The organism is Microbacterium galbinum (genome assembly GCF_023101185.1).
In the GTDB taxonomy this organism is placed as follows: domain Bacteria; phylum Actinomycetota; class Actinomycetes; order Actinomycetales; family Microbacteriaceae; genus Microbacterium; species Microbacterium galbinum.
The window spans coordinates 786,877-800,794 of record NZ_CP078077.1 but is presented as its reverse complement, the minus strand read 5'-3'; the positions used below and the strand labels follow the sequence as shown (position 1 = coordinate 800,794).

The window sequence follows — 13,918 nt, the reverse complement described above, 5'->3', positions numbered from 1 at the left end:
CGCTACGCCCCCAGCGCCGCCGACACCACCGCGCGCGCCTCGGCCTGCACCTCGGCGAGGTGCTCGGGGCCGCGCAGGCTCTCGGCGTACAGCTTGTAGACGTCTTCGGTGCCCGAGGGGCGCGCGGCGAACCACGCGTGCTCGGTCTGCACCTTGAGGCCGCCGATCGCCGCGCCGTTACCGGGGGCGTGCGAGAGCTTGGCGGTGATCTCCTCGCCGGCCAGCGTGGTCGCCGACACCGACTCGGGCGCCAGCTTCGCGAGCGTCGCCTTCTGCTCTGGCGTCGCCGGAGCATCCACCCGCTGGTAGGCCGACGAGCCGAACGCGGTCTCGAGCTCGGCATAGCGCTCCGACGGCGACTTGCCCGTCACGGCGATGATCTCGGCGGCCAGCAAGCACAGCAGGATGCCGTCCTTATCGGTCGACCACACCGAGCCGTCGAAGCGCAGGAACGACGCACCGGCCGACTCCTCGCCGCCGAACGCGACCGAGCCGTCGAGCAGACCGGGAACGAACCACTTGAACCCGACCGGGACCTCGAGCAGGCGACGGCCGAGCGACTCCGCGACGCGGTCGATGATCATCGACGACACGAGCGTCTTGCCGATCGCGGCATCCCGCGGCCACTCCGTGCGGTGCGAGAACAGGTAGTCGATCGCGACGGCGAGGTAGTGGTTCGGGTTCATGAGACCGGCATCCGGGGTGACGATGCCGTGGCGGTCGGCATCCGCGTCGTTGCCGGTGAGCACGTCGAAGTCGCCCTTCTTGGCGACGAGCGAGGCCATGGCCGACGGCGACGACGGATCCATGCGGATCTTCTCGTCCCAGTCGAGCGTCATGAAGCGCCAGGTCGGGTCGACCTCGGGGTTCACGACGGTGAGGTCGAGGTCGAAGACCTCCTTGATGAGCGCCCAGTACTCCACGGATGCTCCGCCCAGCGGGTCGGCCCCGATGCGCACACCCGCGCGGCGGATCGCCTCGACGTCGATGATCGACGCGAGGTCGCGCACGTAGGCGTCGCGGAAGTCGTAGCTGCCGATCGTGTCGGCGTCGAGGTCGGCGAAGCGCACGCGCTTCACGCCCTCGAGGTTCGCCTCGATGAGCTGGTTCGCGCGGTCGGCGATCCAGCCCGTGGCGTCGGTGTCGGCGGGGCCGCCGTGCGGCGGGTTGTACTTGAAGCCGCCGTCGCGGGGCGGGTTGTGCGAGGGGGTGACGACGATGCCGTCGGCGCGGCCCGCGTTCCCCTCCGCCTCCGCCGGTCCCTGAGCCTGTCGAAGGGCCCGGTTGTACGTGAGGATCGCGTGGCTGAGCGCCGGGGTCGGCACCCACGAGTCGCGGGAGTCGACGCGCACGTCGACGCCGTTCGCGACGAGCACCTCGATCGCGCTGCGCTCGGCCGGCAGCGACAGCGCGTGCGTGTCGCGACCGAGGAAGAGCGGGCCGGTGATGCCCTGGCCCGCGCGGTAGTCGACGATCGCCTGCGTGGTGGCGAGGATGTGCACCTCGTTGAAGCTGCCGCTGAGCGACGACCCGCGATGGCCGCTGGTGCCGAACGCGACGCGCTCGGCGGCGACATCCGGGCGCGGGATGCGGTCGTAGTAGGCGGCGATCAACTCGTCGACATCGATGAGGTCACTTTCCTCCGCGGGGAGGCCGGCACGGCTCGTCATGAGTTCAGTCTGCACCGATCCGGCCCGAGAGGAAACTTCGCGTCGGAGCCTTGACGCGGAGGGCTAAGGTGAAACGCGTGACCGAACGCCGTACCTACAGCTATCTAGGACCCGCCGGAACGTTCACGGAGGCGGCGCTCGACCAGGTCGCCGAAGCCCGAGGCCAGCAGTGGCGTGCCGTGCACAACGTCGGCGAAGCCCTCGCCGACGTGCTCGAGGGCCGCAGCGACGCCGCGATGATCGCGATCGAGAACTCGATCGAGGGCGGCGTCTCCACCACGCAGGACGCCCTCGCGACCCTCCCGGGTCTGCGCATCATCGGCGAGTACCTCGTGAAGGTGAACTTCGTGCTCGTCGCCCCGCGCGGCACCACGCTCGACGAGGTGTCGGTCATCGCCGCGCACCCCGTCGCCTACGCCCAGTGCCACGGATGGCTCGGCGCGAACATCCCCGCGCACTCGCACGTTCCGGCATCCAGCAACGTCGCCTCGGCGATCGGCGTGCTCGACGGCAGCCTGCCCGCCCAGGCCGCGATCGCCGCCCCCGGCATCGTCAATCACTACGACGTCGACGTGCTCGCCTCCGGCATCGGCGACAACGCCAACGCCGTCACCCGCTTCGTGCTCGTCTCGCGCACGACCGCGCCGCCCGCGCCGACCGGTGCCGACAAGACCTCGCTCATCGTCGAGCTGCCCCACGACCACCCGGGATCGCTCCTCGAGATGCTCGAGCAGTTCTCGACCCGCGGCATCAACCTGTCGCTCATCGAGTCGCGCCCGATCGGTGACGAACTCGGCCGCTATCGTTTCGTCATCGATGCCGACGGCCACATCGAGCACGAACGCATGGCGGATGCGCTGCTCGGCATCCGTCGGTTCAGCCCGCGCGTGGTGTTCCTCGGGTCGTACCCGCGGGCCGACCGTCAGATCGTTCACTACCCGGATCGCTACGCCGACGACGTGTTCGTCGAGGCGCGCGACTGGCTGCGCGGCATCGTCTCGGGTGAGCCCGAGGCCTGAGCCCCCTCCGGCGCGGATCGCGCCCACTCAGCCCCCTCGGCCCTCCGGCTCCGTCCGGCGCGGGTCAGTGCTCCCGGAAGTTCGGCCAGTCGCTGCCCGGCCGCATGCGCGCGTGGAGCGCACTCTTGGCGACGGCGAGCGACGGGTAGGTTCCGGCCGAGGCATCCGCCCCCGCCATCGTCACCCGATAGCCCTCGTCGTCATGACGGATGCTGCCGACGACGCCGTTCGGGCCGTAGGCCACCCAGAGGCCGAGTGTGGTGCTGGTGCTCATCATCGAACTCCTCTCCAGGGCTGAGGCTACGCCCGCCGGGCCCGGTGCGCCAGACCTCCGTCGCGCGTGTCTACAGCGCTGCGGCGACCAGCTCCAGGGTCTGGGCGCGGCCCGTGGCCGAGTCGGCGGGGTCGGACTCGTGGGCGCCGGCGACGGGGGAGAGCATGACCTCGTCGACGCCCCAGCGGCTCGCGAACTCGCGCACCTCGGCGGCGACGGACTCGCCCGTTCCGACGAACCAGCGCGAGCGGGCGGCCTGCACGACCTGATCGGTCGCGGCATCCGATTCGGCCGCCAGGGCCTCCTCCACCGTCTCGAGAGCGATGAGCGGCTTGTTGAGACGCAGCCGCGACATCATGCGCAGCTGCGGCAGGGCGCGCGCCTCGGCCTCCTCGACGGAGGGCGACGCGACGGCGTTGACCGTCAGGAAGGTGCGCGGCGTCGGGTGCTCCTCGCTCGGCTGGTAGTTCGTGCGATAGAGATCGAGCGCGCGCTCCAGGCCCTCGCCCGAGAAGTGGTTGGCGAACACGTACGGCAGGCCGTGGGATGCCGCGAGCTGAGCCGAGTAGTCGCTCGAGCCGAGCAGCCACACCTCGGGGGCGTCGGTCGCTGCGGGCGTCGCACGCACCGTGTACTCCCCGCCGGAGGTGAAGCGCACGGTCGCCCCCTCGTTCGAGACGAGCGCGGCGATGTCCTGTACGTGACGGGGGAACTGCTCGACGTCGCTGGTGACGCCCGAGCCGCGCAGCAGCTGGGTGATCACGGGGTCGCTGCCGGGTGCGCGCCCGAGGCCGAGGTCGATGCGGCCGGGGGCGATCGCGGCCAGGGCCGCGAACTGCTCCGCGACGATGAGCGGCGCGTGGTTCGGCAGCATGACGCCGCCGGATCCGAGGCGGATGCTCGAGGTGCGGGTCGCGGCGGCGGCGATCAGCACCGGGGGAGTGGTGGATGCCACGGCCGGCATGTTGTGGTGCTCGGCGAACCAGTAACGGCGATAGCCGAGCCGGTCGGCGATCTCGGCGAGCGAGAGGGAGGCGCGGATGGCCTCGGCGCTGGTCTGACCGGTGCGCACGGGCACGAGGTCGAGGACGGAGAGTGCGACGTCATTCATCCCCTGCTGCAACCGGGGGGAGCGGCGGGGCATTCCCGCCGCTCCCCCGATCGTGCAGAGAGTGGTCAGGCGGCCACCGGCGTGCGCGCCGAGGTGAAGGCATCCGCCAGTGAGCGGCGCGCCAGGCGATAGCGGATGCTCCAGCCGGCGCTGTAGCTCTGCTCGGGCAGTTCGGCGAGCAGCCGGCGGTCCTCGGCGGGAAGCCCGTCGCGCGCGGATTCGCGCAGCAGGTCGTCGCGCGTGGCGGGGTACTCCATCGACGCGAGGAAGCGGTCGAGGTCGGGGGAGGTGGTCATGACGTTCCTTTCACGAGGGGTGCGGGGCTACACGGATCGGTGCGAAATGTCGCTCATGGTCTCTCAGAACCGACGGTTCGCACCGATCCGTGCATGGGGAGGCGCGACCGCGCACGGCGCGACCGCGGGGAGGCGCGACCGTGCGAGGCGCGATCGCGCGCCCCCGAGAGGATCAGGCGTCGATCGCCCGCCGCTGGTCGGCCGATTCGACGGTGATCTTGCGCGGCTTCGCACGCTCGCTGACGGGGATGATGACCGACAGCACGCCGCTCTCGTAGGAGGCGCTGATGCTGTCGAGGTCGACACCCTCGCCGAGCGTGAACTGGCGCAGGAACGTGCCGGCGCCGCGCTCGCGAGCGAGCCAGCGCACGCCCTCCTGGCTGTCGGCGGTGCGCTGGGCGCGGATGGTCAGCTGCGCGCCGTCGAGATCGACGTCGATCGAGCCGGGATCGGCGCCCGGCAGATCGGCGTGCAGGATGTAGCGGTCGCCGTCGCGATAGAGGTCCACCGGCATGGACCGGGGGGCGCGAACGGAGTCGAGCACGCTCGCGGCGAAGCGGTCGAGCTGACTGAACGGATCGAAGGTGAGTGCCATGGTGTCTCCTTTCGTGCGGCCCTCTCGGGCTCGATGACCGATGCAGAAGATCTGCATCATTTGCTGTAGATTTTTTATAGAACAGATCCAGCCACTTCCGCAAGTCCCGACGTCTCGAAGGAGAACCGGATGCCGCATCGCGATTCGAGCACCCCGCTCTACGGCATCGCCGTCGCCGCGCAGCTCGTCGACCTGCCCGAGGCGACCCTCCGCCTGTTCGAGAGCAAAGGGCTGCTGACGCCCGCGCGGAGTGACGGCGGCACCCGGCGCTACAGCGACGACGACATCGATCGCCTGCGGAGGGCGGCGCAGTTGCGTGACGACGGCATCAACATCGCGGGCATCGCCCGGGTGCTCGACCTCCAGGACGAGAACGCCGATCTGCAGGACCGGAACGCCGACCTGCGCGACGCTCTCGACGAGGGGTGACGCCCGGCGCGGGCGCTAATCTGGCCGGATGGATGCCGAGATCTTCTACGTCCTCGTCGGCGCCGTGGTCGTGGCGGCCATCGCGCGCTGGCGCGGGTGGCCCGCCCCGCTGCTCGTCACGGTCGTCGCGCTCGCGGTGTCGTTCCTTCCGTTCGTGCCGGAGCTGCGTGCCGACGGGCACCTGCTGCTGAACCTCGTGCTGCCGCCGCTGCTGTACTCGGCGGCCCTCGACGTCTCGTTCGTCGGGTTCCGGCGCAGCCTGCCGCAGATCCGCCGTTTGGGGATCTGGCTGGTGCTGATCACGGCGATCGCCGTCGGTCTGATCGCGTGGTGGATCTTCCCCGATCTGGGCCTTCCCGGGGCGCTGCTGCTCGGCGCGATCGTCTCTCCGCCCGATGCGGTCTCGGCCGCCGCGATCGGCCGCAAGCTCGGCCTGCCGCGCCGCATCATGACGGTGCTGTCGGGCGAGAGCCTCATCAACGATGCGACCTCGCTGACGCTGTATCGGGTGTTCGCGGCGATCCTCGCGGGCGCGACCGTGAGCGTCTGGGGCGGCATCTGGCAGTTCGTCGTCGCGGTGGCGGTGGGTGTCGGCATCGGCCTGGTGTTCGGAGTCGCGCTGCACCAACTGCGCATGCGCATCTCCGACCCCGTCGTGATCGGTACGTTCGGCCTGCTCGCGCCCTTCGGCGCCTACGCGATCGCCGAGCACCTCAACGGCTCGGGCGTGCTGGCGGTCGTCGCGATGGGCCTGTACGTCGGCTTCAACGCTCCGCGCACCGATTACACGACCCGTCAGCAGGAGAAGCCGATCTGGCTCTCGGCCGACTTCCTGCTCGAGAGCTTCGTGTTCGCGTACATCGGTCTGCAGCTGCCGCGCGTGGTCAGCGACCTCGGCGCCGAATCGATCGGCGAGATCCTGCTGCTCTCCGGCGCCGTGCTCGTGGTCGTGCTGATCGTGCGCCCGCTGTTCATCTTCCCGGCCAACGCCTGGGCGAACTTCCAGGACCGCCGGCGCCTCGCCCGCTGGGATCGCGGGGTCGAATCGGGAGAGTTCCAGAAGCGGCAGAAGCAGTCGCGGCGCTGGGGCCAATACACCCCCGACGAACTGCGCACACAGATCGTGCGCGAGCGGATGGCGGGCCTCCAGCTCACCTGGAAGGACAACGCGGTCATCTCCTGGGCGGGCATGCGCGGCGTGGTCACGCTCGCGACGGCGCTCGCCGCAGCCGACCTCGCCACCCTCGACGAGCGGGCCTCGCACGCGATCGTCGTGGTCGCGTTCATCGTGACCGTCGGCACGCTGCTGCTGCAGGGGCTCACGCTGCCGATGCTGATCCGCCGCCTCGGCATCGCCAGCGATGTCGATCACGCCGAGGATGAGAAGGCCCTCGCCGCGGTGAAGGAGAGAAGCCGCACGGCCGGCAAGGCGTTCCTCGCCGAGAAGCGCGTGGAGTGGGAGAGGAAGTACGGCGAGGTCGACCTCTCGATCTTCGACGCTTTCGCCAAGCGCATGACCCGCGTCGAGAAGGACACCGACGAGGCGCAGGAGGTCGAGGACTCGGTCGCCAAGCCCTCGTACGACGACCTCGTCGCCCTCTCGAAGGGCTGGTTGCAGGTGCGCCGCGAGATCCTCCTCGAGGAACGCGACAAGGGCAACCTCGACGAGGAGGTCATGCGCGAGCTGATCGCGGCGATGGATGCCGAGGAGCTCGCCATGGACACCCGCGGGGCGACCCGTCCGGGCGAGCGCGCGTAGCCGCGGCATCCCACTGACGAACGAGAGCGCCCCGTCCGGGAAGAGGACGGGGCGCTCGTTCGGTGATGCGGCGGGTGGCGCTCAGCGCGTGGCGGCGGGCTCCGGTGCGGCGGTGGTGCCGGCATCCGCCTCGGGGGCGTCGTCGTCATCGTCCTCGGCGAAGGGGAGGCCCTCGCGCGGCGCGTTGTAGAGGCGCTCGTCGAGGATGCCTTCGCGCTTGGCGACGATCGTCGGGATGAGCGCCTGGCCCGCGACGTTGACCGCGGTGCGGCCCATGTCGAGGATCGGGTCGATCGCGAGCAGCAGTCCCACGCCCTCGAGCGGCAGGCCGAGCGTCGACAGCGTGAGCGTGAGCATGACGACCGCGCCCGTGGTGCCGGCGGTGGCGGCGGAACCGACGACCGAGACGATCACGATGAGCAGGTACTGCACGAAGTTGAGCTCGATGCCGAAGAACTGCGCGACGAAGATCGCGGCGATCGCGGGGTAGATCGCGGCGCAGCCGTCCATCTTGGTGGTGGCGCCGAACGGCACGGCGAACGAGGCGTACGAGCGGGGCACGCCGAGGTTGCGCTCGGTGACGCGCTCGGTGAGCGGCAGCGTGCCGATCGACGAGCGGCTGACGAAGGCGAGCTGCACGGCGGGCCAGACGCCCGAGAAGTACTGCTTGATCGACAGGCCGTGGGTCTTCACCAGCACGGGGTAGACGACGAAGAGCACGAGCGCGAGGCCGATGTAGATCGCGATCGCGAACCAACCGAGCGAGGCGAGTTTCTCCCAGCCGTACTTGATGACGGCGGCGCCGATGAGGCCGAAGGTGCCGAGCGGGGCGATGCGGATGATCCACCACAGCACGCGCTGGATGACCTTGAGCAGCGACTCGGTGAAGACGAGGAACGGCTCGGCCTTCTTGCCCGCCTTGAGCGCGGCGATGCCGACGACGGCCGCGACGACGATGACCTGCAGGATGTTGAAGCTGACGCTCGACGAGACGGCGCCGGCTTCGGCGTCGAACGAGCTGCTCACGCCGATGCCGAGGAAGTTCTGCGGGATGAGGCCGAGCAGGAAGTTCCACCACGTGCCGACGGTGTAGGGCTCGCCGGGCTCGAGACCCTCGCCCGCGCGGGCGCCGGGCTGGATGACGAGGCCGAGCACGATGCCGATGACGACGGCGATGAACGCGGTGATCGCGAACCACAGCAGCGTCTGGCCGGCGAGGCGGGCGGCGTTCTGCACGCGGCGCAGGTTCGAGATGCTCGCCACGATGGCGGTGAAGATGAGGGGCACGACGGCGGCGCGCAGCAGCGTCACGTACGAGCTGCCGATGGTGTCGAGGGTGGCCGAGAGGCCGTTCGGGTTCTCGGCGGTGGCGCCGAGCTGGCGGCCGATGAGGCCGGCGGCGATGCCGAGGACGAGGGCGGCGAGGATCTGGAAGCCGAACGACGTCAGCAGCTTCCGGATCGGTCCGCGGGTATCAGGCGCCTTCTGCGCGCGAGCGGTGGTACTCATTGCGGGGGAACTCCAGAACAGATTGCGGCATGCCGATATACACGCCAGAACGTTCAACGCTAGGTCTGTCTGAGAATTCCCTGGGCGGAAATGACGAAGGATGACGGATGCCGCAGCATCCGTCATCCTTCGATGTCGATCCGACCGGAGGTCAGACGGGGAGGATCACTCCTCTTCCATGCCCATGCATTCGCTCATGTTGTCCTGGAGGATTTTGGTCGTCAGATCCTTGTCGGACTGGTTGGCCTGCTTGTCCTCACCGTTGGCGAGGTAGTTGAGGGTCTCGTTGCTGAGCTCCGAGTCGACGAGGTAGCCGGCGAAGCAGTCGGCGGCCTTCTCATCGAAGATGTCGCCCTGTCCGGCCGACTCGAAGTACTGGGTGAGGCCCGAAGCCACGTCGGCCTGAGACGGACGGCTCGCGCCACCACAGGCGGCGAGCGAGAGGGCGAGGGCTGCGGCGGGCAGAGCCAGCAGCAGGCGGGAGCGGGTGCGCAGTTTCCGGTCGAAGTTCATCATGCCGCCAGGTTATCGGCTCTCAGCCCATTGATAGGAATATCGGCATGGGGATATTTACCCATCATGATTTCTGCTAAGAGTGCGACGATGGCCTCATGTTCATGGTGACGACGAACGATATTCCGGGTTACCGCATCACCCAGGTGCTCGGCGAGGTCATGGGCCTCACGGTGCGCTCGACCGACTTCGGTCAGGGGTTCGCCGCGGGCTTCCGTTCGCTCGGCGGCGGGGAGATCCCCGAGTACACGCAGGTCATGTACGAGGCGCGGCAGGTCGTCATGGGGCGCATGTGGGCCGAGGCCCAGCAGCGCGGCGGCAACGCGATCGTCGCGATGCGCTTCGACGCCGGATCGATCCAGAACTTCACCGAGATCTGCGCCTACGGCACCGCGGTCGTCGTCGAACCCCTCGCCCCGCAGGCGCCGCAGCCCGCGCCGCCGCAGCCGCAGCCGCCCCGGTTCTAGGGGCGCTCGGCCAGCACCAGCAGCTCGCCGACCTCGCAGTCGAGCGCGTCGCAGATCGCCCGCAGTGTCGAATAACGGATGGCGCGGGCGCGGTCGTTCTTGAGCACCGACAGGTTCACGATGCTCACCCCCACGCGCGCGCTGAGTTCGGTGAGCGTCATGCCGCGGTCGGCGAGCAGCTCGTCGAGGCGGCAGTGGATGCCGGTGAGCTCGTCGTCGTTCTCCGAGGGGCTCATACGAGACCCTCGGTTTCCTTCTGCAGAGACTCGTTCTCTCGCTGGGTTCGGATCCCGCGACGGAAGGCCACAGCGATGAGTCCGACGGCCATTCCGATCGCGAAGATCGGGAGGATCGACCAGAACTCGAGCGGATGCGCGGGCTCGCCGGGGCCCGTGCCGATGGCGCTGAGCACTCCGTTGCGGCCCATCGTGTCGAAGAGCACGATCGCGATCGGGGCGATCACGAGGGTCCACCCGGTCGCCACGAGCGCCCGCACGTTCGCGTCGACGAAGAAGCGCCCGCGTAGGAAGTTCCCGGCCAGCAGGATCACCGAGCCGATGATCAGCAGTGCGGCGGCCGCCCACAGCGCGATCGAGGCGATGATCGCGGCGATCGAGACGGCGTTGACGTTTGGGGCGAAGACCACGACCTCTTCGGCGATGCCCGAGATCGAGATCGCTCCGGAGTCGCCCGTGGCGTCGACGGGCATCGCGTCGATGGGGATGGTCCACGCGATGCCGTCCTCCCGGAAGGTGGTGAGCACGCGCAGCCAGGTGGCGATGCCGATGATCACGACCGAGGCGACCGCGTAGAAGATGACGGTGACCGCGTCGGCGATCTCGGAACGGGGCGAGATACGGGTGGCCATCAGATGAGTCCCTCCGTCTCCTTCTCGAGCGTCGCCTTGTCGCGCTGCAGGCGATCGCCCACGGTGAAGGCGGTCATGATCACGGCGACGATGAACGCGGCCAAGATCCACGTGAACGGCTCGACCGTGAGCACCGCAGTGTCGAGACGATTCTCGGTCATGAGCGAGACCGTGGCGTTCGCGAGCATGTTGTCGAAGAACCTCGCGGCCGCGGCACCGATCAGCCCGGTGAGACCGGCGGTCGCGACGAGAGCGGTGTTTCGGCGGCTGAATACGCGGCCGCCGATGATGCTGCGCGAGAGCGGCAGCAGGCATCCGACCACCGTCACGACCGTGAGGATCAGCACGAGCTGGCCCAGGATGCCGGGAACGATCGCGATCGGCGTGAGCTGCGGGGCGACGATGATGCCGCGGTTGAGCTCCATCGGCATCGTCGCCGAGCCGTCGGTGAGAGCGACATCGGCGACCCCGTCGACGAACTCGAGCGTCACCGGCACGTTCGTGCCGCCCGCCAGCACGATGATCCGCATCACGGCGCTGACGCCGATCCACGCGGCGATCGCGCCGCCGGCGAGCGAGAAGGCGGCGATCGACCAGCGGTCGCCGCGCGACGGTCGGTTCTGATGCGAGGTGCTCATGTCCACTCCTTATCGATGATCGTTGTTATCGATTCCCGTTAACATATCGACTCTCGATAAAGGCGTCAACCCTTCCGTCCCATGGGCGCCGTAGCGGGGCGTCACCGCACTATGCCGACGGCGAACACGGGCATACACGGCATCCGCGGTCGTTACTCTCGGTATACAAGCGCTCGCACCCACAGGGAACGTGCGAACCAAGGAGTTGACAATGTTCGAGAGATTCACGGACCGAGCCCGTCGTGTGGTCGTCCTCGCCCAAGAAGAGGCGAAGATGCTCAACCACAACTACATCGGTACCGAGCACATCCTGCTCGGTCTCATCCACGAAGGCGAGGGCGTCGCCGCCAAGGCGCTGGAGTCCCTTGGCATCTCCCTCGACGCGGTGCGCGAGCAGGTGCAGGACATCATCGGCCAGGGTCAGCAGCAGCCGACCGGCCACATCCCCTTCACCCCCCGCGCCAAGAAGGTGCTCGAGCTCAGCCTCCGCGAGGCCCTGCAGCTCGGCCACAACTACATCGGCACCGAGCACATCCTGCTCGGTCTCATCCGCGAGGGTGAGGGCGTCGCCGCGCAGGTGCTCGTCAAGCTGGGCGCCGACCTCAACAAGGTGCGCCAGCAGGTCATCCAGCTGCTGTCGGGCGCCCCGGGCCGCGAGCCGGCCGCCGTCGGCGCGCAGAGCAACGACACCCCGAGCGCGCAGGGCGGCTCGCAGGTTCTCGACCAGTTCGGTCGCAACCTGACGCAGGCCGCGCGCGACAACAAGCTCGACCCGGTCATCGGGCGCGAGAAGGAGGCGGAGCGGGTCATGCAGATCCTCTCCCGCCGTTCCAAGAACAACCCCGTGCTGATCGGTGAGCCCGGCGTCGGCAAGACCGCCGTCGTCGAGGGCCTCGCGCAGGCCATCGTCAAGGGCGATGTGCCCGAGACGCTGAAGGACAAGCAGCTGTACTCGCTCGACCTCGGCTCGCTCATCGCCGGTTCCCGCTACCGCGGTGACTTCGAGGAGCGCCTGAAGAAGGTCACCAAGGAGATCCGCACGCGCGGCGACATCATCGTCTTCATCGACGAGATCCACACCCTCGTGGGTGCGGGTGCCGCCGAGGGCGCGATCGACGCGGCCAGCATCCTCAAGCCGCTGCTCGCCCGCGGTGAGCTCCAGACCATCGGCGCCACCACGCTCGACGAGTACCGCAAGCACTTCGAGAAGGATGCCGCGCTCGAGCGCCGCTTCCAGCCGGTGCAGGTCAACGAGCCGAGCCTGCCGCACGCGATCAACATCCTCAAGGGTCTGCGCGACCGTTACGAGGCGCACCACAAGGTGCAGATCACGGACGGCGCGATCGTCGCGGCGGCGAACCTCGCCGACCGCTACGTCTCCGACCGCTTCCTGCCCGACAAGGCCATCGACCTGATCGACGAGGCCGGCGCACGCCTGCGTCTGTCGATCCTGTCGAGCCCGCCCGAGCTGCGCGAGTTCGACGAGAAGATCGCCAAGGTGCGCGAGCAGAAGGAGGTCGCCAGCGAAGAGCAGGACTTCGAGAAGGCCGCCGCCCTCCGCGACGAGGAGAAGAGCCTCCTCGCCGAGCGTCTGCGCCTCGAGAAGCAGTGGCGTGCGGGCGACGTCGCCACCTCCGCGGTGGTCGACGAAGGTCTGATCGCCGAGGTGCTCGCACAGGCCACCGGCATCCCCGTCTTCAAGCTGACGGAAGAGGAGTCCTCGCGACTCGTCTTCATGGAGAAGGCCCTGCACCAGCGCGTCATCGGTCAGGAAGAGGCCATCGCCGCCCTGTCGAAGACGATCCGTCGTCAGCGCGCCGGCCTCAAGGACCCGAAGCGTCCCTCGGGCTCGTTCATCTTCGCCGGCCCCACGGGTGTCGGAAAGACCGAGCTGGCCAAGGCGCTCGCCGAGTTCCTGTTCGACGACGAAGCCGCCCTCATCTCGCTCGACATGAGCGAGTTCGGCGAGAAGCACACCGTCTCGCGTCTGTTCGGTGCCCCTCCCGGGTTCGTCGGATTCGAAGAGGGTGGCCAGCTCACCGAGAAGGTGCGTCGCAAGCCGTTCAGCGTGGTGCTCTTCGACGAGATCGAGAAGGCCCACCCCGACATCTTCAACTCGCTGCTGCAGATCCTCGAAGAGGGTCGGCTCACCGACGGCCAGGGTCGCGTGGTGGACTTCAAGAACACCGTCATCATCATGACCACGAACCTCGGTGCGCGCGACATCGCCGGTGGTCCCGTCGGCTTCCAGATCGAGGGCAGCAACGCCACGACCTACGAGCGGATGAAGGGCAAGGTGAACGAAGAGCTCAAGCGGCACTTCAAGCCCGAGTTCCTGAACCGTGTCGACGACATCATCGTGTTCCCGCAGCTCAACAAGGAGGAGCTGGTGCAGATCGTCGATCTGTTCACCAAGCGCCTCAGCGAGCGGCTGCTCGACCGCGACATGACGATCGAGCTGTCGCAGGCCGCCAAGGAGCGTCTCATCGAGATCGGGTTCGACCCGTCGCTCGGTGCCCGCCCGCTGCGTCGCGCGATGCAGCACGAGGTCGAAGACCGCCTGTCGGAGAAGATCCTGCACGGCGAGCTCGACTCGGGCGACCACGTGAAGGTCGACGCGAAGGACGGGGAGTTCCTGTTCGAGCACGGCCCGCGCGAGGGTGGCCCGGTCTCGGTCGGTGTCAACACCGGCGGCGACATCTCCGGCACCCCCGACCTGGCGATCGCCAGCGGCGACTGACCCCGCACGAATCCTGAAAGGGGGCGGATG

Annotated in this window: 15 protein-coding genes; 5 read left to right on the top strand and 10 right to left on the bottom strand. The window is 68.7% G+C overall.

Features of this window, described 5'->3' with window-relative positions; genetic code table 11:
- Positions 1-2: 2 nt before the first annotated feature.
- A complete protein-coding gene (gene pgm / locus KV396_RS04000) occupies positions 3-1,670 on the bottom strand; it encodes a phosphoglucomutase (alpha-D-glucose-1,6-bisphosphate-dependent) (RefSeq protein ID WP_247956904.1) in 1,668 nt (555 codons plus the stop codon).
- Between the two features lie 68 nt (positions 1,671-1,738).
- On the opposite strand from pgm, the gene pheA reads away from it, so the two are divergent.
- Complete coding sequence (gene pheA / locus KV396_RS03995; protein ID WP_247633843.1) at positions 1,739-2,689, top strand: prephenate dehydratase; 951 nt, start codon at positions 1,739-1,741, stop codon at positions 2,687-2,689.
- A 64-nt stretch (positions 2,690-2,753) separates the two neighbouring features.
- On the opposite strand, the gene KV396_RS03990 is transcribed toward pheA, so the two are convergent.
- From KV396_RS03990 to KV396_RS03975, 4 genes are all read right to left on the bottom strand, one after another.
- Positions 2,754-2,963 (bottom strand): methyltransferase, encoded by a 210-nt coding sequence (locus tag KV396_RS03990; RefSeq protein WP_247624535.1) that lies wholly within the window; start codon positions 2,961-2,963, stop codon positions 2,754-2,756.
- A 70-nt stretch (positions 2,964-3,033) separates the two neighbouring features.
- Complete coding sequence (locus tag KV396_RS03985; RefSeq protein ID WP_247956903.1) at positions 3,034-4,074, bottom strand: LLM class flavin-dependent oxidoreductase; 1,041 nt, start codon at positions 4,072-4,074, stop codon at positions 3,034-3,036.
- 65 nt (positions 4,075-4,139) lie between these two features.
- Positions 4,140-4,370 (bottom strand): DUF2795 domain-containing protein, encoded by a 231-nt coding sequence (locus KV396_RS03980; RefSeq protein WP_247956902.1) that lies wholly within the window; start codon positions 4,368-4,370, stop codon positions 4,140-4,142.
- Positions 4,371-4,542: 172 nt separating this feature from the next.
- A complete protein-coding gene (locus KV396_RS03975) occupies positions 4,543-4,965 on the bottom strand; it encodes an Hsp20/alpha crystallin family protein (protein WP_247956901.1) in 423 nt (140 codons plus the stop codon).
- Positions 4,966-5,094: 129 nt separating this feature from the next.
- Here KV396_RS03975 and KV396_RS03970 point away from each other — a divergent pair, with 129 nt between their 5' ends.
- Complete coding sequence (locus tag KV396_RS03970) at positions 5,095-5,394, top strand: MerR family transcriptional regulator (RefSeq protein ID WP_247956900.1); 300 nt, start codon at positions 5,095-5,097, stop codon at positions 5,392-5,394.
- Between the two features lie 28 nt (positions 5,395-5,422).
- Entirely contained in the window at positions 5,423-7,153 is a 1,731-nt protein-coding gene (locus KV396_RS03965; protein ID WP_247956899.1) for a cation:proton antiporter, read from the top strand.
- An 81-nt stretch (positions 7,154-7,234) separates the two neighbouring features.
- On the opposite strand, the gene KV396_RS03960 is transcribed toward KV396_RS03965, so the two are convergent.
- Positions 7,235-8,662: a dicarboxylate/amino acid:cation symporter gene (locus tag KV396_RS03960; RefSeq protein ID WP_247624541.1), complete on the bottom strand. Its 1,428-nt coding sequence runs from the start codon at positions 8,660-8,662 to the stop codon at positions 7,235-7,237.
- Positions 8,663-8,827: 165 nt separating this feature from the next.
- The gene (locus KV396_RS03955) at positions 8,828-9,178 is read right to left on the bottom strand and encodes a hypothetical protein (protein ID WP_247633851.1); all 351 of its coding nucleotides are present in this window, start codon (positions 9,176-9,178) and stop codon (positions 8,828-8,830) included.
- Between the two features lie 95 nt (positions 9,179-9,273).
- Here KV396_RS03955 and KV396_RS03950 point away from each other — a divergent pair, with 95 nt between their 5' ends.
- A complete protein-coding gene (locus tag KV396_RS03950; RefSeq protein WP_247956898.1) occupies positions 9,274-9,642 on the top strand; it encodes a YbjQ family protein in 369 nt (122 codons plus the stop codon).
- Here the strand turns inward: KV396_RS03950 and KV396_RS03945 are convergent.
- From KV396_RS03945 to KV396_RS03935, 3 genes are read right to left on the bottom strand one after another with little or no spacing between them, the layout of a single operon-like run.
- Positions 9,639-9,878: a helix-turn-helix domain-containing protein gene (locus KV396_RS03945; protein ID WP_247956897.1), complete on the bottom strand. Its 240-nt coding sequence runs from the start codon at positions 9,876-9,878 to the stop codon at positions 9,639-9,641. The genes KV396_RS03950 and KV396_RS03945 overlap by 4 nt on opposite strands.
- Positions 9,875-10,510 (bottom strand): DUF2975 domain-containing protein, encoded by a 636-nt coding sequence (locus KV396_RS03940; protein ID WP_247956896.1) that lies wholly within the window; start codon positions 10,508-10,510, stop codon positions 9,875-9,877. The genes KV396_RS03945 and KV396_RS03940 overlap by 4 nt, the downstream gene beginning before the upstream one ends.
- Positions 10,510-11,148, bottom strand: a complete 639-nt coding sequence (locus KV396_RS03935) for a hypothetical protein (protein WP_247956895.1) — start codon at positions 11,146-11,148, stop codon at positions 10,510-10,512. The genes KV396_RS03940 and KV396_RS03935 overlap by 1 nt, the downstream gene beginning before the upstream one ends.
- 211 nt (positions 11,149-11,359) lie before the next feature.
- Between KV396_RS03935 and KV396_RS03930 the strand changes: the two genes are divergently transcribed.
- On the top strand, positions 11,360-13,888 hold the full coding sequence (locus KV396_RS03930; protein ID WP_247633854.1) for an ATP-dependent Clp protease ATP-binding subunit: 2,529 nt from the start codon (positions 11,360-11,362) through the stop codon (positions 13,886-13,888).
- Positions 13,889-13,918 lie beyond the last annotated feature (30 nt).

Excerpts from the sequence above, each read along its gene's own strand:
- pgm (WP_247956904.1), bottom strand. The coding sequence starts at position 1,670 with ATGACGAGCCGTGCCGGCCTCCCCGCGGAGGAAAGTGACCTCATCGAT.
- KV396_RS03990 (WP_247624535.1), bottom strand. The coding sequence starts at position 2,963 with ATGAGCACCAGCACCACACTCGGCCTCTGGGTGGCCTACGGCCCGAAC.
- KV396_RS03985 (WP_247956903.1), bottom strand. The coding sequence starts at position 4,074 with ATGAATGACGTCGCACTCTCCGTCCTCGACCTCGTGCCCGTGCGCACC.
- KV396_RS03980 (WP_247956902.1), bottom strand. The coding sequence starts at position 4,370 with ATGACCACCTCCCCCGACCTCGACCGCTTCCTCGCGTCGATGGAGTAC.
- KV396_RS03975 (WP_247956901.1), bottom strand. The coding sequence starts at position 4,965 with ATGGCACTCACCTTCGATCCGTTCAGTCAGCTCGACCGCTTCGCCGCG.
- KV396_RS03970 (WP_247956900.1), top strand. The coding sequence starts at position 5,095 with ATGCCGCATCGCGATTCGAGCACCCCGCTCTACGGCATCGCCGTCGCC.
- KV396_RS03965 (WP_247956899.1), top strand. The coding sequence starts at position 5,423 with ATGGATGCCGAGATCTTCTACGTCCTCGTCGGCGCCGTGGTCGTGGCG.
- KV396_RS03960 (WP_247624541.1), bottom strand. The coding sequence starts at position 8,662 with ATGAGTACCACCGCTCGCGCGCAGAAGGCGCCTGATACCCGCGGACCG.
- KV396_RS03955 (WP_247633851.1), bottom strand. The coding sequence starts at position 9,178 with ATGATGAACTTCGACCGGAAACTGCGCACCCGCTCCCGCCTGCTGCTG.
- KV396_RS03950 (WP_247956898.1), top strand. The coding sequence starts at position 9,274 with ATGTTCATGGTGACGACGAACGATATTCCGGGTTACCGCATCACCCAG.
- KV396_RS03945 (WP_247956897.1), bottom strand. The coding sequence starts at position 9,878 with ATGAGCCCCTCGGAGAACGACGACGAGCTCACCGGCATCCACTGCCGC.
- KV396_RS03940 (WP_247956896.1), bottom strand. The coding sequence starts at position 10,510 with ATGGCCACCCGTATCTCGCCCCGTTCCGAGATCGCCGACGCGGTCACC.
- KV396_RS03935 (WP_247956895.1), bottom strand. The coding sequence starts at position 11,148 with ATGAGCACCTCGCATCAGAACCGACCGTCGCGCGGCGACCGCTGGTCG.
- KV396_RS03930 (WP_247633854.1), top strand. The coding sequence starts at position 11,360 with ATGTTCGAGAGATTCACGGACCGAGCCCGTCGTGTGGTCGTCCTCGCC.